Here is a 22166-nt window from a genome sequence, read left to right as displayed (position 1 = left end):
ATCATGGATGGGCCCGTCAGACCACGATGGTCATGGGGCCTTATTCCTTGGTTTCCCTCCCCGGAGAACCGTCACTCCTCGGGCTTCTTGGCGGCCTGCATGTTCCTCGGGTTCTTGGGGTCATCGGCCGAGTATTCCTCGACCTTCTTGACCTCGAACATCTTCTTCAGGTCGTCCAGGCTCATGGCCGAGGCCTCGCCCAGCGACTGGTCGTTCATCGAGTATTCGTCGTCCTCGGCCGCCACCTGCGGTCCGGACTGAGGACCGGCTTGTGACGGAGCCTGTTGGTTCCAGGGATCGACCGACGGTCCCGCCGGTTGCCCCGCCGGCGGCATGGTCTGGTTCGGCTGCTGATCCCAGCGTCCGGCACCACTCGTCCGCCCGGTCTGGTCTGGGCTCGGCGCCGCCGGCTGGTTCCACGGATCCGCTTCCGAGAGCATAGGTGACGAAGACCGACCTGCCGATGCCACCGGCTGGTTCCACGGGTCGTTTTCCGGCGTACTGCTTTGCGGCTGGTTCCACGGGTCCGGTCCCATACCGTCATCCATCGGCGGCTCCTCCGCCGGCGGCACGCCCGCCCACGGATCCTCGCCGTTGGCGATGCTCCGGGGCTTTGCACCCACGGAAGCCGCGGCCGGGGTGGCCCTGGACTGGGTGGGTCGTGTGGCTCCAGCCGGTTGCCCGGCAGGAACCTGTTGCGGAGCCGTGACCGCACCAGTGCCGGAGCCGGATTGTGCCCCCGCCCAAGGATCCTCCGACGAGGCAGACGAGCCATCGTTCCGGGAACTTGCACCGCCCGCCCATGGGTCGTCCACTGTCGGGGCGGCCGTCTTCGGAGTGGTCGGCTGTGCGGGTACGGCCCACGGATCCACGCCGTCACTGACATCCGGAACCGCCACATGCTTCTTGTGGTGCTCCTCATGCTGTGGTGCCGCGACAGATGCCTCGGCTGGAGCAAAGCCATCAGTCGCCGGCGTTGCGGAAGCGTCCGACTGTATCCCGGATCGGCTGCCGGAATCCGGCACCGCGGTCCCGCTTGCGGTATCGGCCGCGTCGGCGACCGGCTTGGCCCACGGATCGTCCTCAGCCCAACTGGATGTGGAAGATCTGCTGGTCACGCCGGGCTGGCCAGCAGCGTCAGAGGCCGTTCCGGCTCGGTGGATATCGTCGGATTCCTTCGGCTGCGACTCCGGCTTCGGGGTCTTCGGCTCGCTGCCGGCACGCATACCCAATCCGGCCCCGAGACTGGATGCGGCCAATCCTGCCTTGGCCAGCGCGATCTGCTGCTTGACCTTGGCGAGCTGTTCGGGGCTCATGTGCTTGATGGATTCGGCCCGTTCGCCGCTGGCCGTCACCGCGGTGGGGGCGATGACCGCCGTAGGACCGAATTCCTTGCGTACGGCATCCATCACCACAGCCGAGGCCTTCTTGCCGCTGTCGGTGTCCACGGCGAGTGCGAAAGCGTGCTGGCTTAACGGCTTGTCGAAGGTCATGGACAGGCACGGCAGTCCCTTGCGATTGGTGCCGAACCTGACGGTCGGCACCTTGCCGCGCGTCACATATTCACGGACGGCCTCGGGCAGACCCGCCACGGCCGCATCCCACTTCTCATCCGTCGAACGGTTATCCGCCGCCGCGGGCCTGGCCGCACCGGCGTTGCCGGCAGGGGCGCCCCAGCCATCGTTCGTCCCGCCCTGGGCGTTCGCCGCGCCCTGTTGCGCACCGCCTGTAACTGTGGATACGGTGTTCCCGCCAGCCTGGAGCCCGGTGAATCCGTCGGTCGGCCAACCGCCGGCCTGTACACCGCCTGCAACACCGCCCGCGTTGCGCTGCGACACGGAAGCATTACCCCCAGCCGCTTGCCGCTGGTTGCGTTCGGCACCGGAGAACCCGCCATGGGAGGCACCGACGAAACCACCGCGCGACGCTCCGGCAAACCCGCCGGAAGCCGCGCCTTCGGCAGTCCCAGCCGCCGCACCATGGGCACCTCCGGCAACACCGCCCTGCGCTGCGCCCGGAGCACCAGTGCCCGCCCCAGCCATGCCCGGCACGGCAACGGCGAAGCCCGTCTCGCTGCCCGCCAACAGTCGCGCGGCCAGCAGCTCCAACCGCATACGCGGGGAAATCGCGCCGGTCATGGCACCCAGCGTGGTATTGATGATCTCCGCCATGGCGGTCAACGCGCCAAGTCCCAGCGCCTTGGCCTGACGGTGCAAATCGTCCATGTCCTCGGCCTCGGCGGTATCCGAAAGCACGGATTCCGCACGGTCGCCGGCCAAGGTGAGCACCAGCAGGTCGCGCACGCGGGCCAGCAGATCCTCCACGAAGCGGCGCGGGTCGAACCCTCCGACCACGACCTTCTGGATCACGCCATACAGGGCCTCGCCGTTGTGGTCGATGACCGCGTCCACGGCCTCGCCGATCAGTGCCTCCGGGGTGAAGCCCAGCAGCGCCACGGCCGCATCATGGGTGATGACGCCCTCCACCGAGCCGACCATCAACTGGTCGAGCACGGACAGGGTGTCTCGCACCGAACCACCGCCGGCGCGCATCGCGAGCTTGAGCACGCCGGGCTCGGCCTTGATATGCTCCTTCTCGCAAATCGTCTCCAGATACGGGCCCATGACCTCCTGCGGCACCAGACGGAACGGATAATGATGGGTGCGCGAGCGGATGGTGCCGATCACCTTGTCCGGTTCGGTGGTGGCGAAGATGAACATCACATGCTCGGGCGGCTCCTCGACGATCTTGAGCAGCGCGTTGAAGCCCTGCTGCGTGACCATATGGGCCTCGTCGAGGATGAAGATCTTGTAGCGGTCGCGGGCGGGGGCGAATCCGGCGCGTTCGCGCAGTTCGCGGGCGTCGTCCACGCCGTTGTGCGAGGCGGCGTCGATCTCCACCACGTCGATGGAACCTGGGCCTCCGGTGGCCAGGTCCTTGCAGCTCTCGCATTCGCCGCAGGGACGCGAAGTGGGGCCCTTGGCGCAGTTCACGCATCGCGCCAGGATGCGCGCCGAACTGGTCTTGCCGCAGCCGCGCGGCCCGGAGAACAGATAGGCATGCGTGAGCTTGCCCTCGTCAAGGGCGCGCATCAGCGGGACCGTGACCTGGTCCTGGCCGATCACACCCGCGAAGGTGTCCGGACGATAGCGACGATACAGTGCAAGTGCCATAGCTACTAACCTACCTTGCCCTCACCTACATTCCGATACGACCGCGTCCGGCCGCCATCCATCACCCCTCGACCCCACTCAACTGCCGGAACCGCCGGACGATCGCCGCCCAGACAGGTATTAACATAGTGTCAATAACCTTGTCAGGCAGGAGGGATCATGACCAGCGCTCCCGAAGAGAAGCAGTCCGCCCGTGGTGACGCACGCCGCGAGGCCATCGTGCAGGCCGCCCGCACCATTTGCCTGGAAAAGGGCTTCTCGCGCATCACCGTGTCCGACATCGCGGGCGAGGTCGGCATGACGCGCTCGTTGTTCTACCACTACTTCAAGGACAAGGACGCCGTGGCAGACGCCGTACTGGACGACGTCATCGACGAGATCCTCTCCAAACTGGAACGCTGGAACCAGTCCCGCGAGACCGGCAACGTGAGCAAGGCCATCAACGACATCGTCCGGCTGCTGCGCGCGCTCATCGCCGACGAAAGCCCATTCTCGAACCGCATGATCCAGGACGGCAACGCCGAACTGTACATCAAGTTCATCGACCGGGCCGCCGATCGCATCGCGGACTACATTGCCCAGACCACCGTGCGTGATTTCGAGCAACTGCACGGACTACCGATCACCAACGTTCATGAGACGTTCTTCACGCTGATCGTGGGTCTCATCTCACTGATCCGCTCCCATCCGAACGTCAGCGACCAGACCATCAAGGAGGTCATGGCCCAGACGCTGCACATCGAGGGATACGTCACCCAAGACTGAACTCAGGGGCCAAAGTTCGACGATTATTCGAACCGTCCGGTCAGCGGATCACGCCCATCCCTGGCGATGGCGTCCATCACCCGTTGCCGGTCGTCCACGCCCTGCGCGGCCACGGCCGGAGGCACCAGCACGCGCAATGCGCAGTCCTCGGCCACCACACGGACCGGCAACCGGCCGATGTACTCGCCGTCCGCCATGAGCAGCGGGGGCTCGTCGCCTTCGTCCGCCCTGGTGATCTCGATCTCCCGCACGCGCTCCCATCCGAACACCCGCGAGGCGAGCAGCCTGCCGTTATAGGCGTTCGAGACGGCCACCGCGCATTCGCCGAAATTGGGCACATGATCCATCCACACCAGATCCAGCAGCCCGTCGGAGAAGCATGAGTACGGCGAGACTTCGATGCCGCCGCCGATGTGGCGCGAGTTCGCCACGGTCAGCAACGGCGAGACGATGTCCCGCTCATCCGTCGAACCGTCGGCCAAGGTGGCTTTGACGTGGTAGCCGTACCGCTTCATGCGCGTCAGCTCCACTAGCACCGCGGCGAAGTAACGCACGGAACCGTTCGGCAGGCGCGAATGGTTCGCCCGGTCGTTGATGCTCGCATCGATGCCGCAGGACAGCATGCCCGCATAGTACCGGTCGATCGGACGGGTTTCGACCTGCCCATCAGCCGACTCGTATTCGGCTCCGGTGGTCGGATCGACCGCATGCCCGCCTTCCAGCGAGGTCACCCGCCCCATGTCCACATCGATGGTCGAACCGCACACGATCGCGCCGACGATGCCCTCCACGGCGGTCTCGATGCGGTTGACCGGAAGCTTGAGTCCGCGCGCGAAATCATTGCCCGAGCCCATGGCCACCACGCCCAGCGGCTTGCCGCTGCATCCCACGGCATTGGCGCCGAGCGCGATCATGCCGTCGCCGCCGACCACCACCAGATAGTCGTATTCATGCGCCCGCTCACGGGCCTGGTTCAGCGAATCGTCGAAACTGGTGCCGGTGATGTCCATCACCGTGAAATCATGCACCCGGCCGGCGGCCTGAAGCAGGGACAGCACCTGTGCGTCCACCTTGGCGCCACGGCCCTTGTCCGAAGTGGGGTTGCCCACCATGGCCACAACCCGGCAGCGTTCGTTGCGTTCACTCATGCCTTCACCTTAACCAATGATGGCCATGGCCCGCCAGAGCGACGCTCCCCTCGCGCATGTGGCTTATCCGACATCCTCCTCCGATATATCGCGTTGGTTCATCGCGTTAGCTCATTCCCCGGCTCCTCTCGCGCATTCCACAGGCCCGGCCCGTGACGTATGTTCCACATGAAACATCAACGGCACCTTGGTCTCCACCTCGACGGTGACCCATATGTCGTCGCCGCGCACCGTGCAGTCGGACGCCATGGCCCCGCTCGCCGAAACCGTGTCCACGGCCAGCGTGCAAGGGTCATCGGCATCCTCATGCCATGCGGCGTATGCGGCGGAGAACGCGGCCAGATCGGCCAGCGAACGGGCCCGGCTCTGACAGACCATCAGATTGCCCACACAGGCCACGATCGCGAGCACGACACCCACGGTCATGACCAGCATGGCGCCGGCCATGGTTCCCGAGCCTTCCTCGAATCGTGTCCGGTTCACTGTTCGCTCCTTTGCGTACTCATCGCCGCATACGTCATTGCAGCGCCGCAGTGGCGTCACTGGTGATGCGGGTCGGCGTCACGTCCAGCGGGCCGGGCAGCACCGGGCATTCCACGACTACGCTCACCGAGCGTTCGCCGTATTCCGCCCGCATCGAAACGCCATTGCCGGCCACATCGGCGGCGACCTGTCGAGCGGAGGACTCCTGGCCGGAGACCACCAGCTCACGGGCCGCGGCCGAAGCGGCGCCATGACAGTCCATCGAGACCGACACCACTCGCCCCAACGTCAGCAGCAGTCCGGCGATGGCGACGACGCTGGGCAGTACGATGGCGAACTCGGCCGTGGCCGATCCCCTCTCCCATGCGCGCACCCCGTCATCGACGCCGTTCCCCTTGCCGGACCGCCATTCATGCGGTGGCGGCCCCGCTGCGTGCTGCGGCGGCAATCGCGCCCGCCACCGGAATGCAGAAAATCTCATAGCCGTCATCCGATGTTCAAGGCCTTCTTGACGATGTTCAGCAACAGCGTCTTGATGGCGTCCGACTTCAGGATGGTGACCAGCAGTGCGGCGAAGCCCGTGGCCGCGATGAGCACGACGGCGTACTCGGCCGTGGCCGCGCCTTCCTCGGGTTCGGCCGTCAGGGTGCGGATCCTGGCGTCCATGAGGCATAGGCGTTCGTTGGCCCGTTCCCGCAATTCCGTGAGCTTGGCCCTGCCGCGGGCCAACGGACCGGAACGGCCATCAACAATGGCTAAGGAGGAGTTCATGGCTTTCCTTTCATATGGAGGGGAAGGAGACGCGGCGCCGACATGCCCTTCCCGAGTGGGTATGGATGGTGGCCCCCGCACCTGAATCGGCACGGGGTGCTTCCACTGTGCCGGCCGGAGAGCAGGCACCGGAAGAAAAACGGGGTATGTGGTTCCAGCTTCCCCGGTTATCCACCGTCGGGAGTGTCCTCCACCGCGACTGTGGATAACCGGGGAACCTGGTCCGATCGGTTCGGAATCGCGAACGGTGTCAGCGGGAGAAGCCTGGGATCAAGGCTCATCATCATCGACGGAATCGCCGCCGCATCCCGCGAGGCTTCCACCCAGCCGGCCCCAAACGGAAGTCCATCCCGTAATCACGGCAATGACGAGCGGATCGGACCGCTACATGACGAACGAAACGATGGCGGGAATCACGCCTATCAGTACGAAGGCCGGCAGAAAGCACAGTCCCGTCGGCATAAGCAGTTTCACGGACAACCGCGCCGCGTTGCGTTCGATCAGCGAGCGCTCATCGCGGTCCAGCTGCTCGATGGCGGCTTCGATGCGCACGCCCGGCGCATCGCCGTGTTTCCATGAGGATGCCAAAGTGGCGCACAGCAGCGGCAACACATCGTCGGACCGGCCTCCGGAAGCCCGTCGACGGCCAGGTCCATCATCCTCGGCGGCCGCGGCCTTCCACGCATCATCCCATGAAGCACCGCGGTTGAGCGCCGCGCCGACCCGTTCCATGCGGATCCCGCAATCGCCGCCCGCTGCCCGCCCCACCGCTTCCAAAGCGCGCGGAATCGACGCGCCCTGCTGCAGCGCGACCTGCACCATGCGCAATATCAGCACGGTCCAGGACGCCCCGGCTTCGTCACCGTTCCCGTCCCGCACGCCATCGTCGCCGTATTTCCGGAGCCGGCTTCCAGCGTCGGCGTCAGTCCGACCGACCCGCAGCCAGGCAGCGCCGGCCGCGCAACAGGATGCGACGCCGACAAGCCATGTGGTCACGTCAGATCCTCCTTCATCAACGCATGCACCCATGCCAGGCCGGCCACATAGCAGCATCCGCCCAACGCCAGGCACACCAACCCACGGGAGGAGCCGAGCAGGAAGGCGAGCGATTTCGCGCCCATCAGTTCGCCCAATGCCACCGTGGCGGCCGGCAGCACACTCAGCAGCCCGATGGTGGCTCTGGGCACGGCGAATGCCTGGGCGGTCAGATGCTGCGTCAGTCGCAATTGCCGGTATGCCGCCAATACCGCTTCCAGACATGGCGCCGCCTGGCACCCGAGCTCGTCGCTGAGCGTGGATGCGGCGGCGACACCCGACGCGGCTTGATGTATCTGGGTCGAGGATTCGTCCGGCAATCGCCGCGTCTCGAACAACACCGTCAAACGGGTGGCGGTGAGTTTGGGCACCGCAAAGCGGCGGCCGTACTGTTCCTCGAAGGATTCCAGTAACGTGCCGCCGCCTTTCATGCGGGCGATGGCCGAGGCGATGACCTGTGCGATGCCGACCCGCGGAAGCATCCCGCTCCTCTGCCCGCCGGCACCAGCCCGGATGGCATTGCCGTCCGTTCCGCTACCACCAAAGGACGCTGCGGGCATTCCCGGAGCATGGATGGAACTGTTCGCCGGACGCCGTTCAGGCAAACGCCCGGAAACACGCGCCCGCCGGTCCGGCCACAATATGACGGTGAGCGCCGCCAGCACCGCGCACCACATGGTTCAGCCGCTCCAACGGGCCCGGAATCGCTCCCATTCGGGCGCATACCGTGGCGCTTCGGAACCATCCCAGACCGCCAGCGGCACACCGCTCAGCCCGTCCCGCGCCGCACGCAGTCCGCCGATCTGCGCGATGCGGCGACGCCCGTCGGTTCGTTCCAGGTGCAGCACTACGTCGAATGCGCCGGCCGCGAGCATGGCCAATGCCTGCGGTCCCACGCCGGCAAGCAGCCCCAGGGAGACGAGGCGCGCCGGCACTCGTTCCACACCGTCGGCGTGCAGCGTGGTCATACCGCCGTGATGACCCGAATTGAAGGCGCGCAGCAGGTCCACGATCTCCTCGCCTCGGCATTCGCCGAGCACCACACGGTCGGGTCTCATACGCAACGTGGCCTTGGTCAGATCAGACAGGCCGATGGCGCCGATGCCCTCCACGTTCGCTTCGCGCGCCACCAGGGAGACATGGTTCGCATGGCCGAAATCGCCCAGCTCACGGACTTCCTCCACGGTGATGATGCGTTCGTTCGCACCGCACCGGCCCAGCAGGGCCTTGACCAGCGTGGTCTTACCCGCGCCGGTGCCGCCGGTGACCAGCACCGTGGCCGCTTTGTCCACCAAGCCCGTCAGGAGCGGCAGCCATGCCGCGGGGAACATGCCGGATTGCCCCAGAGCCGGAAGCGTGGCGCGCGTGCGGTCGGGGAATCGTATGGATATCGAGGCGCCTTGCGGTACCAGCGGGGCGATCACTGCGTGCACGCGGATGCCGTCCACGCTGGAGGCGTCCGCGATGGGGCAGGCGTCGTCCAGGCGGCGGCCCAGTTGCGCGCAGAGTTGGACCGCGTATTCACGGACCACCTGCGGGGACCGGAATGGCACCGGTATCCGCTGCTCCATCATGCCGTTGCCCCGGTCCGCCCAGACCCGGCCGTCGCAGGTGACCGCCAGATCCGTGATGCGGGGGTCTGAGGCCAGCCCGTCAAGGAGGCCGAAGAACACGGTGCTGTATTGGCGGCTCATGATGTCACCACTCTTCGGATGGCTTGGAAGCCGCACGGGGAGGCCGTATGGCCTGTTCCACCGCGTCGGCCAGCATGGTCACGGCCTTGCGGCTGCCCTTGACCACCGAGCGGATGCCGAGTCCTTCCAATACGTCGCCGCACAATCCCACGTTCGGGCGGATGGGGCCGAGCACGGTCGCGGTGAGGTAGTCCTCCGCTTCGGCGATGCCGACGCCGCCCCGGCCTCGCGGCGCCCCGCGCGGTTCGATGCCGACGATGGTGGGAGTGTCGCATCCCCACGAGGCCAGTCTGGACCGGTGTGATTTGGTCCTCGCCAGTCCCATGACGGATAGCTCGGCGGCCACGACCTGCACGCCCCGGCGTAGGTCGGGAACGGTCTCGATCAGGCCGCCCTGTCCGGCATCCACGATGACCACGTCGTTCGCTTCCGCCAAGGCTCGTATCGCGGCCTGGACCTCCCACCACTCGGGTTGGCGGGCGTTCCAGGGATCGTAGGGCAGGATGCGCACGTCTTCCCAGACCAGCAGCTCATGGTTGAGCGCCGCGCCTTCGAGGCGCCCCAGTGGAGCGTCGATCTGGCTGAATCTGAGACCGGATTCCCGCTCCACGCCGAGCAGCAGATCCAGGCATCCACCTACGAAATCGGCGTCCACCAGCGCGCAGTTCAGACCGCGGCCGGCCAGGGTCCAGGCCAGCATGGATGCGGTGACGCTCAATCCTATGCCACTGTGGCTGGCGGTCATCGTCACGATGTTGTGGAACACGGTGTCCGTGGCCAAGGCCGCAGGCGGAGCGTCTTTGGACCGTTTGCGGTCGGATGAGGCCAGGGGCTTGGGCGGAGGGGTGTAGTAGCGAAATGCGGATGAATGCATGTCGTCCGCGGGCAGGGGAACGCCCGGAGGAGCCACCGCGGGCGAGGCCATCCTACGAGCCACGCGGGGTGTGGTGTTGCTGTTCATAAGGCCCGATTGAAGCGTCTTGGAGCCGGTCGGCTCCACTCGGGCGCAGTCGTGTGGCTCCGGCTCGGGGACTTATCCACAGTCCGGCATGTCGCACACCACGCATGTGGATAAGTCGGAAAACAAAAGGCTCTGTTAAACAAAAACGGCCATGCGCGAGGCATGGCCGCTATGACGGGAAATTAGGAAGGCTTACTTATCGAGGTGCTCGATGCCGGACTCCATCACGTCGAGCTGGGAGTCGGTCACCGGCTCCGGCTTCTTCTTGCCGAACTTGGCCTTGAACAGGCCGATGATGGTCGGGGCGAGCGAGACCAGCAGGATGAGCACGATCACCAGCTCGAAGTGATCCTGCACGGCCGGGATGTTGCCGAAGAAGTAGCCCAGCAGCGTGAACAGCGTGGACCAGGTGAGGCCGCCGAGCACCGAGAACGGCGTGAATCGGCTCCACCGCATGCCGGAGATGCCGGAGATGAACGGCATGAACGTGCGGATGAACGGGAAGAACCGGCCCAGGAACACGGCGAGCGGACCCCACTTCTCGATCATGCCTTCGGTTTTGGCGATGCGCTCGGGGGTCATGGCCTTGACCTTGCCGGACTGGATGATGCGGCGGCCGAAGAAGTGGCCAATGAAGTAGTTGCACTGGTCGCCGATGATCGGCGCGCACCACACCACCGGCAGCAGGTAGAGCAGCGGCAGGGCGGCCTTGCCGGTGGCGGCGTCCGGAGCGGCGAACACGCCGGCAGCGAACAGCAGCGAGTCACCGGGCAGGAACGGGAAGAACACCACGCCGGTCTCGATGAAGACGATGAGGAAGATGAAGCCGAGGGTCGGCGCCACGCCCATGGCGATCCAACCGGCGATCGCGGCGCGCGGATCCTTCAGCAGTTCGAGGATGAAATTGATAAAGCCCATGTGATTCCTGGAATTCCTATGAGTCGAAGTTGGTCATGCGTCGCAGGCCCTGCTCTCGCCGGGATCGCGGCGGACGGCGGCGCGCGGAACGCACGTATCAAGCCGTCCACTACCCTACCAGCGGGGCTTATACAAGCCTGAACGGAAACCGACAGGCTCATAGGAATCTGCACAATGCGCCGATGATCCCCGACCGGCTGCTGTTACCGGCTGCCGTTACCGGTCGCCGCCGTGCGAGGTTATTCTGCCGACTGCTCCAGGCGCCGGCGCACGAAAGCGTCAAGGGCGGCGGCGTCAATGCCTTCGTAGGAATCGATGGATGCGAACTGGCCGAGACCGGAAGTGTCGGTGCGAATCCAGCCGGTCTGCGCGATCAGCGTGGCACCGGACGCGGCACCCGCCTTGAGACCCACCGAGGAGTCCTCCATGACCACGCACTTGGCCATGTCCTCGGGCGCGATGCCGAGTTTGGCCGCGGCGGCCAGATACGGCGCGGGGCTGGGCTTGTGGTCGAACGGGTCGTCGCCGCAGATGTATCCGGAGAGGAGGCCGTCCGCCTGCTTCATGATGTTCTCAGCCATACGGCGGGGTGAGGTGGTGACCAGCATGCACGGAATACCGGCGTCCTTGAGCGAACGCAGCACATCCCGCACGCCGGGAATCCACGGCAGGCGCTCGACTTCCGCGTTGAACACGTAATCCTTGAGCTGCACGTCGATCTCCTCGACGCTCAGCGTGCAACCGCGGTCAATCATGTGGCGGGCCACGTTCGGTACCGGGGTTCCGGAGACGGACCAGCCGAGCTCCTCGTTCCAGTCGCCGCCGTTGGCGTGCGCGATTTCAATCTCACCGTCGTGCCAGAGCGGCTCGGAATCGATGAGTGTACCGTCCAGATCCCAGAACACAGCCTTGAGCAGCATGCCTACCTCCGTTCACACGTCCATTCGTCGCATGGTGTCTTCTTATGCTCCATTGCACCAATCGGATACGACAGTCCGGAGGCCGAGCGCGCCCACGGTGTGGTGATTCCCACACGATGTGGTGTTCCGCGCACGATGTGGTTACGGAAAAGGGCGGAATACAGCCATTCCTAGCCGTTACGCCATGGCAGGACCGCCACGCCGCGCGATTTCGGCCACACTGTGCGACCGTGCATCAGGGGATACCAGGGGTGTTCGGCGATGCCGCGAGCATCACCAGCCCCATAGGACCATGGACTTGGAATCGTCGGTATAAGGAGAGGCGACGGCGGAACGCGAGTCGGCGGCGTTCTGGCCGTAGCCCGCTGCGGCAGGTGCGGGGCGACCGGGAAGCTCGCGGGTTTCGCGGCGGATGGCATTGCGCCACAGACGGGCGCGATTGGAACGCTGGACCTCCACGATGTTGCCGTCACGGCCGGCGGCGAAGACGCTGTCCTCGTTGGCGGACTGCATGCGCTTGACCTCGCGGCGCAGCTGGCGGTTCTCCTCTTCGAGCGACAGGATGCGGGCGATGCCGGAAAGATTGATGCCCTCGTCCTGGCTCAGGCGCTGGGCGCGGGTCAAGCGGGCGATGTCGCGCAGGCAGTAGCGGCGGGCGCCGCCGTCCGTACGCTGCGGACGCACCAGGCCCAACCGGTCGTATTGGCGGAGGGTCTGGGGGTGGATGCCCGCCAGTTCGGCGGCCTGACCGACGGTGAAGATGGGCAGTTCGATGTCGAAACCGACCTCATCCGCACCGTCCAGGTCGGCGCGGCCCATGACGAGCGCGGTGGCGCACATGGCGTAGAGCTGCCGCATCTGATTGGCTGTTCGCGCCATGATGTGCCTCCTGTATATGACTGCGAAAACCAAATGGCTAAGTCGGAAACACGTGTAGCCATTTGGACTGTACATGGCTCCCCTCAGTCCGTCTTCGACGGCCAGCTCCCCTCAGAGAGGGGAGCCGAAAATCATTGTTTGACGATGGCGGGAAGAGAAAAGCTCAGCGGGAATCAGCGGGCGAGGTAGTCGCCGGCCTTCTCGTCGAATTCCTTGGCGGCGTGCTTGAGCATGAGGCCCGGCTTGGCGGGAACCATGATCTGCACGCGGCCGATGAGGTCGCCCGGCTGGTTGCCGCGCTGGACGCCCAAGCCTGCGAGCTTGAGCTCCGTGCCGGAGCTGGAGCCGGCCGGCACCTTGAAGGTGACGGGGTTGCCGTCGATGTCCTTGGCCTCGACCTTGCCGCCGGCCACGGCCTCGCCCACGGTGACGGGCAGATCCATGACGATGTCCGAACCGCGCATCGAGAACGTGTCATCCGGCTTGACGGTGACGTGCAGGTACAGATCGCCTGCCTTGCCGCCGTTGAGACCGGGCTTGCCCTTGCCGGCGAGCTTGATCTTCTGACCGTCGCGCACGCCCGCGGGCACGTGGGCCTTGAACTTCTTGCCGTCCACGGACAGGGACACGGTGGCACCCTTGATGGCCTGACGCAGGGTCAGCGCGATCTTGGAGTTGCGGTCCTCGCCGTTCTCCGGGCGCGGGGCCTCCTCGTAGCCGTAGCCGCCGGCGTTGCCGTACTGGGCACCCTGGCCCGCGGCGCCACCGAACATCGAGAAGATGTCGTTGAGGTTGGGGTTGCCGCCGGCGCCGGACGTGGAGAAGCGGATGCGCGAACCGTTGCCGCCCATGCCGGAACCCGCGCCGAACATGGAACCGAAGATGTCGGAGAAACCGGAGGCATCAAAGCCGCCGGAACCGGAACCGCCGGCGAAGCGTGCGCCGCCCATGCCGAACTGGCGGATCGCGTCGTACTTCTGGCGATCTTCCTTCTTGCTCAGCACGTCATAGGCTTCGGAGATGTCCTTGAACTTCTCCTCGGCCTCCTTGGTCTTGTTGACGTCCGGATGGTACTTGCGGGCGAGCTTGCGGTACGCCTTTTTGATGTCGTCGTCGGAGGCGTCCTTGGAGACACCAAGGACCTTGTAGAAATCCTTGCTGAGCCATTCGTTCTCAGCCATTCATGTCTCCTTTCTTGTGCTTGGTAAAAACAAATTTGTGCGGTGACCGCGTAGGGCGGCGGCATGTATCGCCTGACACACTTAGGCTGAGCCGTTAAACGGACAGTCCAGTGGACTGTCCGTAGGCTCAGTGAGCGGCTTTGCCGCGAAGAACGCGCAAAGCGCGTTGGCCAAGCCTACGGTCATGCAATACATGCCGCCGCCCCACGCTCCGTTCAGTGGTCAACTTCCGTTTGGCCACACTCACATCCGAAAAATCCATCACGCATAAGGAACTGACGGATTTCGGAAGGCCCTCTTTTGGGGGAGGGATTTAGTTTTGGGGGGAGGCTACTACTACTCGGGCGGCGCGGATCACGCGGTCGCCGATGCGGTAGCCGGCTTCGACCACGGTATCGACCGTTTCCTTGTCGGCGTTCGGATCCGGCTTGTGCAGGATCGCGTCGTGCTTGGTGGGGTCGAAGGTCTCGCCCTTCTCGCCGAACTTCTCGACGCCGAACTTCTCGAAGGCCTTGTCGATCTTGGCGGCCACGGCCTTGAACGAATCGTCCATCTCGCTGTGTTCGCGGATGCGGTCGATGTCGTCGAGGGCCGGCAACAGCGCGGTCAGCACGTCGATGATGCCGTGCTGGCGGAAGCGCTCCTGCTCGCGGGTGGCGCGGTTGCGGTAGTTGATGAACTCCGCGCGTTCGCGCTGCAGAGCCTCGAGATAGTCGGCGGCCTCCTTCTTGGCCTTGCCGAGCGGGGTGAGGGTGTCGTCGTCGGAGGAAGAGGAGGAGTCGGACTCGGACTTCGCCGAGTCGTTGTCCTTTCCGGCATTCGCCGGCGTCTCTCCCTCAGTCGCGGCAGTGGCCGCGCCAGCTCCCTCGTCAGAGGGAGCCGAGGCGTTGGCGGCCTCGGGCTTGGCGGAGTCCATGTTGGCGGAAGGCTGGGAACCGCCCTCAGAGGCGGCCGTGCCGGCCGTGGAGGACTTGGCAGCAGCCAAATCGTCCGCGTCCGGCAGGTCGTTCAGGTAGTCGTCCTTATTGAAGTCGGACATCACTTGTTGTCCTTGTTGTCGTCGTCATCCACGACCTCGGCCTCGACGGTGTCATCGTCGGAGGAAGAGGAGGCGGAACCGGCGGACGCACCGGCGCCGGCGGCACCGGCCGCGGCACCCTCGGCGCCCTGCTGGGCGTAGAGGACCTGGCCGATCTTCTGGGCGGCGGTCATCAGTTCGGTCTGAGCGGTCTTGACCTTCTCGGTGTCCTCGCCCTTCAGGGATTCCTTGAGGGCGTTGACCTTCTCGGTGACTTCCTTGACGATGTCGTCGGAGAGCTTGTCCTTGTTGTCGTTGACGAGCTTCTCGGTGCTGTAGGCGAAGGCCTCGGCCTGGTTACGGGTCTCGGCGTCCTCCTTGCGCTTCTTGTCCTCGGCCTCGTGAGCCTCGGCTTCCTTGACCATGCGGTCGATCTCGTCCTTCGGCAGGCCGGAACCACCGGTGATGGTCATGGACTGCTCCTTGCCGGTGCCCTTGTCCTTGGCGGACACGTGCACGATGCCGTTGGCGTCGATGTCGAAGGTGACCTCGATCTGCGGGACGCCACGCGGGGCCGGAGCGATGCCGGTCAGCTCGAAGGTGCCCAGCGGCTTGTTGTCGCGGGCGAACTCACGCTCGCCCTGGTAGACCTGGATCAGCACGGACGGCTGGTTGTCCTCAGCGGTGGAGAAGACCTCGGAACGCTTGGTCGGGATGGCGGTGTTGCGGTCGATGAGCTTGGTCATGATGCCGCCCTTGGTCTCGATGCCGAGGGACAGCGGGGTCACGTCGATGAGCAGGACGTCCTTGCGGTCGCCCTTGATGACGCCGGACTGCACGGCGGCGCCGACGGCCACGACCTCATCCGGGTTCACGGACTGGTTGGCTTCCTTGCCGCCGGTGAGCTCCTTGACGAGCTCCTTGACGGCCGGCATACGGGTGGAACCGCCGACGAGCACCACGTGGTCGATGTCGGACACGGAGATGCCGGCATCGTGCAGCACGTTGTTGAACGGGGTGCGGCAACGGCCAAGCAGGTCGGAGGTCATTTCCTCGAAGTGCGCGCGGGTCAGGGTCTCATCCAGGTGAACCGGGGTGCCGTCGGGGGTCATGGCCAGGTACTGCATGGAGATGCTGGTGGAGGTGGAGGAGGAGAGCTCCTTCTTCGCCTGCTCGGCGGCTTCCTTCAGACGCTGCAGGGCGATCTTGTCCTTGCTCAGGTCGACGCCGTACTTGTTCTTGACTTCGGAGACCAGCCAATCGATGATCTTCTGATCCCAATCGTCGCCGCCCAGGTGGTTGTCGCCGTTGGTGGCCTGCACCTGAATGGTGGAGAAGCCGTCGTCGTCCTTGCCGATCTCCAGCAGGGAGACATCGAAGGTGCCGCCGCCGAGGTCGAAGACCAGGATGCGCTCGTCTTCCTTGCCCTTCTCAAGGCCGTAGGCCAGAGCGGCCGCGGTCGGCTCGTTGATGATACGCAGGACGTTCAGGCCGGCGATCTTGCCGGCGTCCTTGGTGGCCTGACGCTGGGCGTCGTTGAAGTATGCCGGGCAGGTGATCACGGCGTCGGTGACCGGCTCGCCGAGGTACGCTTCGGCGTCCCTCTTCAGCTTCATCAGGATCTGCGCGGAGATCTCCTGCGGGGTCCACTTCTTGCCGTCGATCTCGACGGTCCAATCGGTGCCCATGTGACGCTTGACAGAAGAAATGGTGCGGTCAACGTTGGTCACGGCCTGACGCTTGGCCACTTCGCCGACGAGGATCTCGCCGGACTTGGAGAACGCGACCACGGACGGCGTGGTGCGGGCGCCCTCAGCGTTGACGATAACGGTGGGCTCGCCGCCTTCCAGCGTTGCGATGCAGGAATTCGTAGTACCCAGATCGATACCAACTGCACGTGCCATAATGTGTGCTCCTTTTGTTCTTGATTATTCGTTCGTACGTTTCTCGCCCAAGTTCCGAACCGGTCGTCTCTTGGACCTTCCAAAACTTGAGCCTACACCACTCAACTTCCGAACGGCAAGTTCTATTCCCAAATTCGTCACAAAAAGTTGAGCGTGTTGCACTCAGGTTTTATGGGACTCCCCTCAGTCTCGCTATGCTCGACAGCTCGTCCTGCAATTATGGACGAACTCCGTTCGCGTTTCATCGGCTCGACTGTCGTCTCGCCCATTGCCTACAAACAGCTCTGCTGTTTGCTTCACGGCAATGTCCTCAAAGAGGGGAGCCATATACTCCATGGCACTCAGGTTTTGGAGGGGCCTTTGCGCAGGCGGGCGAGGGCGGTGAGGAGGAGCATCGCGGCGGCCAGGACGAGTACCGAAAGGCCCGCGGAACGACTGGTTTCGTCGATGGTTTCGGCCGTCTCCTCGTCCATGACGGCGTCCGCATGATCCGCGGGCTGGGCGTCCGTCATCTCGGCGGCGCCGGCGACGAACCAATCCGGATCGGTCGGGTCGGTGCGTTGCGCGCCGGACCATGCGCCGCGCGTGGCACCCACATGGATCGCGATGGAGGAACCGGCCGGCAGCGCGGCCTCGAAGGTGCCGTCGGCCTTGACGGATACGGCGGCGGAGCAGTCGCCGGAGGCGTACACGTTGCAGTACACGCCGGCCGGCATCGAAGTGGAGAACACCTGCGTGACGGTCTTGTCGCTGTTGTTGATCGCCAGATAGCCCATGCCGGCATCGGCCTTACCGGCCGCGGTCATGTCGTCGGCCGTACCATCGGCGTCACCGGCAGACGCCCCGGAACCAGAAGCGGTGCCGGAGTCACCAGCGTCGCCGGCGGCCGTGCCGCGACCGAAGCCGACCACGTTCTCGCCGTACTCCTTCCAATCCGTGACCTTGGTGCCGGCCACGGCGTTGTGGAAGCCGATCATGCCCCGGATGGCGGTCCAGCGCTGCGCGCACTGCCAGGCGCCGGCGGTTTCGGTGCCGTCCGTAGGACAGGTCATGTCCGGCACCGAGTCGGCGGTGGCGCCGGGCGCGCCGTCGTCGTTGGATCCGAAGTAGTAGCCGGAATAGACGTGCGGCTGGCCGTATCCGTACGCCAGCAGGAAGGCGTTGGCCAGCAGGTATTTCGCGCCGTCCTTGTAGGTCAGGGCGCTGCCGTTGCGTTCGGTGTCCCAGTTCGTGACCCATACGGCGGCCTTGTCGGAAGGCACCCAACTTGCACTGGCACCGATGCGGGCCAGCCCGAAGCTGGCGGAGTTGATGTCGCCGTCGAAGGCCTGCTTGAGCCGCGCGTTGACGTTGAATTCGGAAACCTTGCCGGTGCTCAGGTAGTTGGACGGCTGGATCTCCGCGGCCTCCGACGCGCTGCCGATGACCTCCTGCTCGAAGAGGATGTCGTCCGCGTTCCGGCCCGTCTTCTTGGCGAGCTTGGCCTTGATGGCCTCCACATCCTTGGCGGCGATGTGCTTGACGGCGTCCACACGGAAGCCCGCCACGCCCATGTCCAGCAACCCGGCCATGTAGTCGGCGAGTTTGTCCCGCACGTATTCCTGACCGGTGTCGAGGTCCTGCAGTCCGCTCAGACGGCAGTTCTGCACGTTGTCGGCATCGTTGTAGTTGCTTACGTTCGCAGTGCAGTCGTGGAAGTTGGCGGGGGCGTACGGCACCGCAGGGAAGTTGCCAGCGTTGTCAAAGGCGCTGCCGGCCACACCCGTGCCGGATCGGTCGGCACCGGCCATATGGTTGATGACCGCGTCCGCGATGACGCGCACGCCGGCCGCCTTGCATTCCTTGATCATGGCCTTGAATTCGGCCTCGGTGCCAAGCTTGGAATCGAGCTTGTAACTGACCGGCTGGTAGGAGGTCCACCATTGCGCGCCGGCGATGGTCTCCTGTGGCGGGGAGACCTGCACGTATCCCACGCCTTCCGGACCGTAGGTTTCGGTGCATTCGCGGGCAACGGAGTTCCAGTTGGTCTGGAAGGCGATGACGATGACATCGCTCTGCGGTTCGGTGGCACGGGCGGACCGTACCGGGCCGGACGGCAGGACGGGCAACGCCACCATCGTCATCGCGAGCGCCGCGATCGCCGAGACGGCGGCCGCCATCACTCTGCGCAGCGGACCCACGAACCGTCGTACCGCGATCCTTACCATCATCGGTCTCCCCCCACTCTCCATCGAGCGTTTGCGTCTCATCAAGCGGCCCCGCCATGCAGCATGTCTTACCGCATACGTTCGCACCTTAGTCTTTACGCAAAGAATATCATGATTAAAACCACGTGTGGCTCGTTGTTTCGCTAACGTTTGCAGTGTATGATGGCGATAGTTGACATTACAACGACGTATCATCGCGACAGTTCGGCATCACGGGACGGTGTCCGCGCGCTGCGTGAAAGGGAGAGTCATATGGGTAAGGCAGACATCTACGAGGTGGCCAAGGCCGCCGGTGTTTCCATCTCCACGGTGTCCCGCGCGTTCACTCGTCCGGATCTCGTCTCGGACAAGACCCGCCGCAAGGTGCTGGACATCGCGGACAAGCTCGACTTCAACATCTCCCGTTCGGCCACGGCGCTGAAGTCCGGCCGTACCAACCGTGTGGCGCTGCTAATGAACGAGGAGATCACCAGCTGGTTCAACACGCAGACGTTCGCCGGCATCGAGTCGATGATGCATCCGGCCGGATACGACATCTCGCTGTTCCAGCACATCGACACCGAACAGAACCGCCATGAGTTCTTCACCGATCTGCCCATCCGTCGCAACGTGGATGCCGTGTTCGTGGCGTCGTTCGCCATCGATCCACACGAGACGGAGCAGCTCAAGCGCCTCCACGTACCGATCATCGGCATCAACACGCCTTCCGTGGACGGATTTGACGCCACCGTCAGCATCGACGACGAGCGCGGCATGTACACGGCCACCCAGCACCTCATCAATTTGGGGCACAAGCACATCGTGTACCCGTGCTCGGAGGCGGCGTTGCTGAATTCCTCCATCGACGCCCGTACACGCGGTTTCATCCGCGCCTGCCAGGACGGTGAGCACAAGCACGAGCTCAACTGGCAGGTGCTGTCCGTGCCGCGCGGCCCGGCGTTCGCCGATTCGGCGCTGTCCGCACTGCTCGCGCTGGACGAGTTCCCGGACGCGATCTGCTGCCAGATGGATATGATGGCGATTCCGCTGGTGCTCAAGCTGGAGCGCTACGGGCATCGCACGCCGCGCGACTATTCGATCGTGGGCTTCGACGACAGTCCGTACGCGGACACCATCAACCTGACCACGATGCGTCAGGATCCGTATGCGATGGGCCGGACCGCGGCCACCAAGGCGCTGAAGCTCATCGACGGCAAGGCGCTCGATACGCCGCATGAGGTGGTGGAAGCGCAGCTCGTGCCGCGTGGCACCGATATGCCCTTCGGCGACGTGGAGTAAGAGACTGCCCTCACGAAGACACGGAAACGGCCTGCGACCAATGTGACTTACATGGTTCGCAGGCCGTTTTCCTGTTGGCTGACCGTCAAGTCATGCAGGCGAATCGCGCTACAGCAGGGCTCCGATGAGGAGCATGACCGGGTAGAGGGCGTAGAAGACCCACTTGGTCCAGGAATGCCGGTAGCCGAGTTCGCCGTTGCGGTAGTGGAGGAAGGCCACGCCGACGGCCGGGGTGATGCACATGACCGCGCCCAGCAGACCGGCGGTGAACATCATCGTGTTCTCGCGCTTGTTGAGGAAGTAGAAAATCAGCACGAAGGCGAGGGTGAGCGCGCCCGTGTACATCACGCGCTGGCTCACGCCGACGCGCATGATGAGATTCCACAGCACGCCGGCGATGATCACCGCGATGGCGAGCAGCCAACGCGGAGCACCCGAATATGTGCGCCGAATCCAATCGATGCAGACAAGCACCACGTATGCGAAGAACAATCCCCACACCGGGTTGTGCGTGTGCGCGTCGAACCAGTGCCCGGTCATGATCTTGTCGTACGGGAAGCCGGCGAGGCTCGCCACAATGAACAGCTCGACCCCATACCGAACCCGGTTGCCCGTGTGCTTCCAGCCGTCGAAGAGCAGCCAGGCGTAGATGGGCACGGCGCACCACGAGGCGATCTCGCAGATCACGGCGACGGTCAGGCCGGTCATGTTGTCCGCGTTCAACGGGCCGAACAGCGTGGGCACGAGCGTAGTGGAGGCCACGGAAAGCGCCATGAAGACCGCGCCGATCACCTTGAGTCGGAACACGGACAGGCCCTTATGACGGCGACCGGCTCCAGCTTCGGCCGCTTTGCGTTGACGGGCCATTTCGATCTCGTTCATGAATGCTCCTTTGTGCGCTCGGCGTCTGCTCCCCTCAGTCTCACTTCGCGAGCCAGCTCCCCTCAGAGAGGGGAGCCAACGTAAATCGTTTACTGTACGCCGAGGAATCGTGTGATTCCAGCATAATCGGGGCCGGTCAGGGAGAGTGCGGCTTCGGGGCAGACGGCCGGGTCGTCCGGCGGGGAGATGGCGGTACGCAGGTAGATGCCGTCGATGCCGGCCGCACGGGCGCCGGCGATGTCCGAAACGGAATCGTTGCCGACCATGACCACCTGATCCGGTCGCAATCCCTCACGGGCCAGCGCGCGGTTGAAGATCTCCGGCGAGGGCTTGCGCACGCCCTCCTCGCTGGAGATGACGATGCGATTGAACGCGCCGGCAAGCTCCAGCAGCTCCATTTCGGGGCGGGTGTAGCAGGATTGCGCGTTGCTGACGAGTACCACGCGCAATCCCGCGGCCTGCAATCGGGCCAGCAGCTGCAATGCACCCGGATAGAGGTGCAGCAGGCTGGTGCTGGCGCGTCGGAACGTCCATGCGAGACGACGGGCGACTTCCGTCTCCGCAGGGTTTCCGGGTTCACCGCTCTTTCCGGCGGTCTCCCGGCCGGCTGCGATCGCGCCGCCGGTCTGGTGCGATGCCGGTCGCACCGTCAGCTCTTGGTATACCGGCAGCAGATCGGGCTCGGCCCATTCGCCGTGTTTCTCCGCCGCCGCGGCCCGAATCGGGGCGGCGAGCGCCTCGAATCGCTCGCGCAGGGCGTCGTTGGAGGGGTACAGCGCACCGCACTCGATGGCTAGGGCATCGCACAAGGCCGACCATGCGATCTCCGACGATTCGTCCGTACGGATGTCGACCAATGTGCCGTACAGGTCGAAGAATACGGCTGAATAGGTGGGCATGGGGGCCTCTTTTCAAAGGATGGGGTTGCGACACCGTTGTTCGGCTCCCC

The 22166-nt window shown here is 64.8% G+C and carries 20 protein-coding genes; 2 read left to right on the top strand and 18 right to left on the bottom strand.

Annotated features, from left to right (window positions below):
* Nucleotides 1-71: 71 nt before the first annotated feature.
* Entirely contained in the window at nucleotides 72-3173 is a 3102-nt protein-coding gene (locus KIH81_RS04400; RefSeq protein ID WP_214304250.1) for a DNA polymerase III subunit gamma and tau, read from the bottom strand.
* Between the two features lie 159 nt (nucleotides 3174-3332).
* Between KIH81_RS04400 and KIH81_RS04395 the strand changes: the two genes are divergently transcribed.
* Nucleotides 3333-3938, top strand: coding sequence for a TetR/AcrR family transcriptional regulator (locus KIH81_RS04395; RefSeq protein ID WP_214304249.1), 606 nt, complete (start codon nucleotides 3333-3335; stop codon nucleotides 3936-3938).
* 23 nt (nucleotides 3939-3961) lie between these two features.
* Here the strand turns inward: KIH81_RS04395 and KIH81_RS04390 are convergent, their stop codons facing one another.
* The 15 genes from KIH81_RS04390 to KIH81_RS04320 all read right to left on the bottom strand — a co-directional run bounded on the left by KIH81_RS04390 (nucleotide 3962) and on the right by KIH81_RS04320 (nucleotide 19048).
* Nucleotides 3962-5086 carry a diacylglycerol/lipid kinase family protein gene (locus KIH81_RS04390; protein WP_214304248.1) on the bottom strand — a complete coding sequence of 375 codons (1125 nt, stop codon included), beginning with the start codon at nucleotides 5084-5086 and terminating at the stop codon, nucleotides 3962-3964.
* 111 nt (nucleotides 5087-5197) lie between these two features.
* On the bottom strand, nucleotides 5198-5569 hold the full coding sequence (locus KIH81_RS04385) for an Rv3654c family TadE-like protein (RefSeq protein ID WP_214304247.1): 372 nt from the start codon (nucleotides 5567-5569) through the stop codon (nucleotides 5198-5200).
* Between the two features lie 34 nt (nucleotides 5570-5603).
* Nucleotides 5604-6059, bottom strand: a complete 456-nt coding sequence (locus KIH81_RS04380) for a TadE/TadG family type IV pilus assembly protein (protein ID WP_420829124.1) — start codon at nucleotides 6057-6059, stop codon at nucleotides 5604-5606.
* On the bottom strand, nucleotides 6056-6340 hold the full coding sequence (locus KIH81_RS04375; RefSeq protein ID WP_214304245.1) for a DUF4244 domain-containing protein: 285 nt from the start codon (nucleotides 6338-6340) through the stop codon (nucleotides 6056-6058). The genes KIH81_RS04380 and KIH81_RS04375 overlap by 4 nt, the downstream gene beginning before the upstream one ends.
* Nucleotides 6341-6724: 384 nt before the next feature.
* Entirely contained in the window at nucleotides 6725-7369 is a 645-nt protein-coding gene (locus KIH81_RS04370) for a type II secretion system F family protein (RefSeq protein ID WP_217624868.1), read from the bottom strand.
* Nucleotides 7333-7857 (bottom strand): hypothetical protein, encoded by a 525-nt coding sequence (locus tag KIH81_RS04365; protein ID WP_274608198.1) that lies wholly within the window; start codon nucleotides 7855-7857, stop codon nucleotides 7333-7335. Before KIH81_RS04365 ends, KIH81_RS04370 begins: the two co-directional genes overlap by 37 nt.
* A 198-nt stretch (nucleotides 7858-8055) precedes the next feature.
* A complete protein-coding gene (locus tag KIH81_RS04360) occupies nucleotides 8056-9069 on the bottom strand; it encodes a TadA family conjugal transfer-associated ATPase (protein ID WP_214304242.1) in 1014 nt (337 codons plus the stop codon).
* Nucleotides 9070-9073: 4 nt separating this feature from the next.
* The gene (locus KIH81_RS04355) at nucleotides 9074-10030 is read right to left on the bottom strand and encodes a CpaE-like family protein (RefSeq protein WP_214304241.1); all 957 of its coding nucleotides are present in this window, start codon (nucleotides 10028-10030) and stop codon (nucleotides 9074-9076) included.
* Between the two features lie 192 nt (nucleotides 10031-10222).
* Nucleotides 10223-10948 (bottom strand): DedA family protein, encoded by a 726-nt coding sequence (locus tag KIH81_RS04350; protein ID WP_109056954.1) that lies wholly within the window; start codon nucleotides 10946-10948, stop codon nucleotides 10223-10225.
* 239 nt (nucleotides 10949-11187) lie between these two features.
* Nucleotides 11188-11868 carry an HAD family hydrolase gene (locus tag KIH81_RS04345; RefSeq protein WP_214304240.1) on the bottom strand — a complete coding sequence of 227 codons (681 nt, stop codon included), beginning with the start codon at nucleotides 11866-11868 and terminating at the stop codon, nucleotides 11188-11190.
* Nucleotides 11869-12141: 273 nt separating this feature from the next.
* On the bottom strand, nucleotides 12142-12747 hold the full coding sequence (locus KIH81_RS04340; RefSeq protein ID WP_214304239.1) for a heat shock protein transcriptional repressor HspR: 606 nt from the start codon (nucleotides 12745-12747) through the stop codon (nucleotides 12142-12144).
* A 173-nt stretch (nucleotides 12748-12920) separates the two neighbouring features.
* The gene (locus tag KIH81_RS04335) at nucleotides 12921-13928 is read right to left on the bottom strand and encodes a DnaJ C-terminal domain-containing protein (protein ID WP_214304238.1); all 1008 of its coding nucleotides are present in this window, start codon (nucleotides 13926-13928) and stop codon (nucleotides 12921-12923) included.
* A 313-nt stretch (nucleotides 13929-14241) separates the two neighbouring features.
* Nucleotides 14242-14967: a nucleotide exchange factor GrpE gene (gene grpE / locus KIH81_RS04330; RefSeq protein WP_214304237.1), complete on the bottom strand. Its 726-nt coding sequence runs from the start codon at nucleotides 14965-14967 to the stop codon at nucleotides 14242-14244.
* Nucleotides 14967-16850 carry a molecular chaperone DnaK gene (gene dnaK / locus KIH81_RS04325; protein WP_109056959.1) on the bottom strand — a complete coding sequence of 628 codons (1884 nt, stop codon included), beginning with the start codon at nucleotides 16848-16850 and terminating at the stop codon, nucleotides 14967-14969. The genes grpE and dnaK overlap by 1 nt, the downstream gene beginning before the upstream one ends.
* Before the next feature lie 341 nt (nucleotides 16851-17191).
* The gene (locus KIH81_RS04320; RefSeq protein WP_214304312.1) at nucleotides 17192-19048 is read right to left on the bottom strand and encodes an alpha-amylase; all 1857 of its coding nucleotides are present in this window, start codon (nucleotides 19046-19048) and stop codon (nucleotides 17192-17194) included.
* A gap of 261 nt (nucleotides 19049-19309) precedes the next feature.
* Here KIH81_RS04320 and KIH81_RS04315 point away from each other — a divergent pair, with 261 nt between their 5' ends.
* The gene (locus tag KIH81_RS04315) at nucleotides 19310-20335 is read left to right on the top strand and encodes a LacI family DNA-binding transcriptional regulator (RefSeq protein ID WP_214304236.1); all 1026 of its coding nucleotides are present in this window, start codon (nucleotides 19310-19312) and stop codon (nucleotides 20333-20335) included.
* A 108-nt stretch (nucleotides 20336-20443) separates the two neighbouring features.
* Here KIH81_RS04315 and KIH81_RS04310 read toward each other — a convergent pair whose 3' ends face one another.
* Both KIH81_RS04310 and KIH81_RS04305 read right to left on the bottom strand, forming a co-directional pair.
* On the bottom strand, nucleotides 20444-21217 hold the full coding sequence (locus KIH81_RS04310) for a TraX family protein (RefSeq protein WP_214304235.1): 774 nt from the start codon (nucleotides 21215-21217) through the stop codon (nucleotides 20444-20446).
* Nucleotides 21218-21306: 89 nt separating this feature from the next.
* Nucleotides 21307-22116 (bottom strand): HAD family hydrolase, encoded by an 810-nt coding sequence (locus KIH81_RS04305; protein WP_214304234.1) that lies wholly within the window; start codon nucleotides 22114-22116, stop codon nucleotides 21307-21309.
* Nucleotides 22117-22166 lie beyond the last annotated feature (50 nt).

Origin of the sequence: Bifidobacterium miconisargentati (genome assembly GCF_019331675.1) — a bacterium.
GTDB lineage: Bacteria > Actinomycetota > Actinomycetes > Actinomycetales > Bifidobacteriaceae > Bifidobacterium > Bifidobacterium miconisargentati.
The sequence above is the reverse complement of the archived record's forward strand: the minus strand, read 5'-3'. Positions and strand labels throughout refer to the sequence as shown.

What these genes read in the sequence shown, in the direction of transcription:
- KIH81_RS04400 (WP_214304250.1), bottom strand. Translation starts at nt 3,173, where the DNA reads ATGGCACTTGCACTGTATCGTCGCTATCGTCCGGACACCTTCGCGGGT.
- KIH81_RS04395 (WP_214304249.1), top strand. Translation starts at nt 3,333, where the DNA reads ATGACCAGCGCTCCCGAAGAGAAGCAGTCCGCCCGTGGTGACGCACGC.
- KIH81_RS04390 (WP_214304248.1), bottom strand. Translation starts at nt 5,086, where the DNA reads ATGAGTGAACGCAACGAACGCTGCCGGGTTGTGGCCATGGTGGGCAAC.
- KIH81_RS04380 (WP_420829124.1), bottom strand. Translation starts at nt 6,059, where the DNA reads ATGACGGCTATGAGATTTTCTGCATTCCGGTGGCGGGCGCGATTGCCG.
- KIH81_RS04375 (WP_214304245.1), bottom strand. Translation starts at nt 6,340, where the DNA reads ATGAACTCCTCCTTAGCCATTGTTGATGGCCGTTCCGGTCCGTTGGCC.
- KIH81_RS04370 (WP_217624868.1), bottom strand. Translation starts at nt 7,369, where the DNA reads ATGGGTGCATGCGTTGATGAAGGAGGATCTGACGTGACCACATGGCTT.
- KIH81_RS04365 (WP_274608198.1), bottom strand. Translation starts at nt 7,857, where the DNA reads ATGCTTCCGCGGGTCGGCATCGCACAGGTCATCGCCTCGGCCATCGCC.
- KIH81_RS04360 (WP_214304242.1), bottom strand. Translation starts at nt 9,069, where the DNA reads ATGAGCCGCCAATACAGCACCGTGTTCTTCGGCCTCCTTGACGGGCTG.
- KIH81_RS04355 (WP_214304241.1), bottom strand. Translation starts at nt 10,030, where the DNA reads ATGAACAGCAACACCACACCCCGCGTGGCTCGTAGGATGGCCTCGCCC.
- KIH81_RS04350 (WP_109056954.1), bottom strand. Translation starts at nt 10,948, where the DNA reads ATGGGCTTTATCAATTTCATCCTCGAACTGCTGAAGGATCCGCGCGCC.
- KIH81_RS04345 (WP_214304240.1), bottom strand. Translation starts at nt 11,868, where the DNA reads ATGCTGCTCAAGGCTGTGTTCTGGGATCTGGACGGTACACTCATCGAT.
- KIH81_RS04340 (WP_214304239.1), bottom strand. Translation starts at nt 12,747, where the DNA reads ATGGCGCGAACAGCCAATCAGATGCGGCAGCTCTACGCCATGTGCGCC.
- KIH81_RS04335 (WP_214304238.1), bottom strand. Translation starts at nt 13,928, where the DNA reads ATGGCTGAGAACGAATGGCTCAGCAAGGATTTCTACAAGGTCCTTGGT.
- grpE (WP_214304237.1), bottom strand. Translation starts at nt 14,967, where the DNA reads ATGTCCGACTTCAATAAGGACGACTACCTGAACGACCTGCCGGACGCG.
- dnaK (WP_109056959.1), bottom strand. Translation starts at nt 16,850, where the DNA reads ATGGCACGTGCAGTTGGTATCGATCTGGGTACTACGAATTCCTGCATC.
- KIH81_RS04315 (WP_214304236.1), top strand. Translation starts at nt 19,310, where the DNA reads ATGGGTAAGGCAGACATCTACGAGGTGGCCAAGGCCGCCGGTGTTTCC.
- KIH81_RS04310 (WP_214304235.1), bottom strand. Translation starts at nt 21,217, where the DNA reads ATGAACGAGATCGAAATGGCCCGTCAACGCAAAGCGGCCGAAGCTGGA.
- KIH81_RS04305 (WP_214304234.1), bottom strand. Translation starts at nt 22,116, where the DNA reads ATGCCCACCTATTCAGCCGTATTCTTCGACCTGTACGGCACATTGGTC.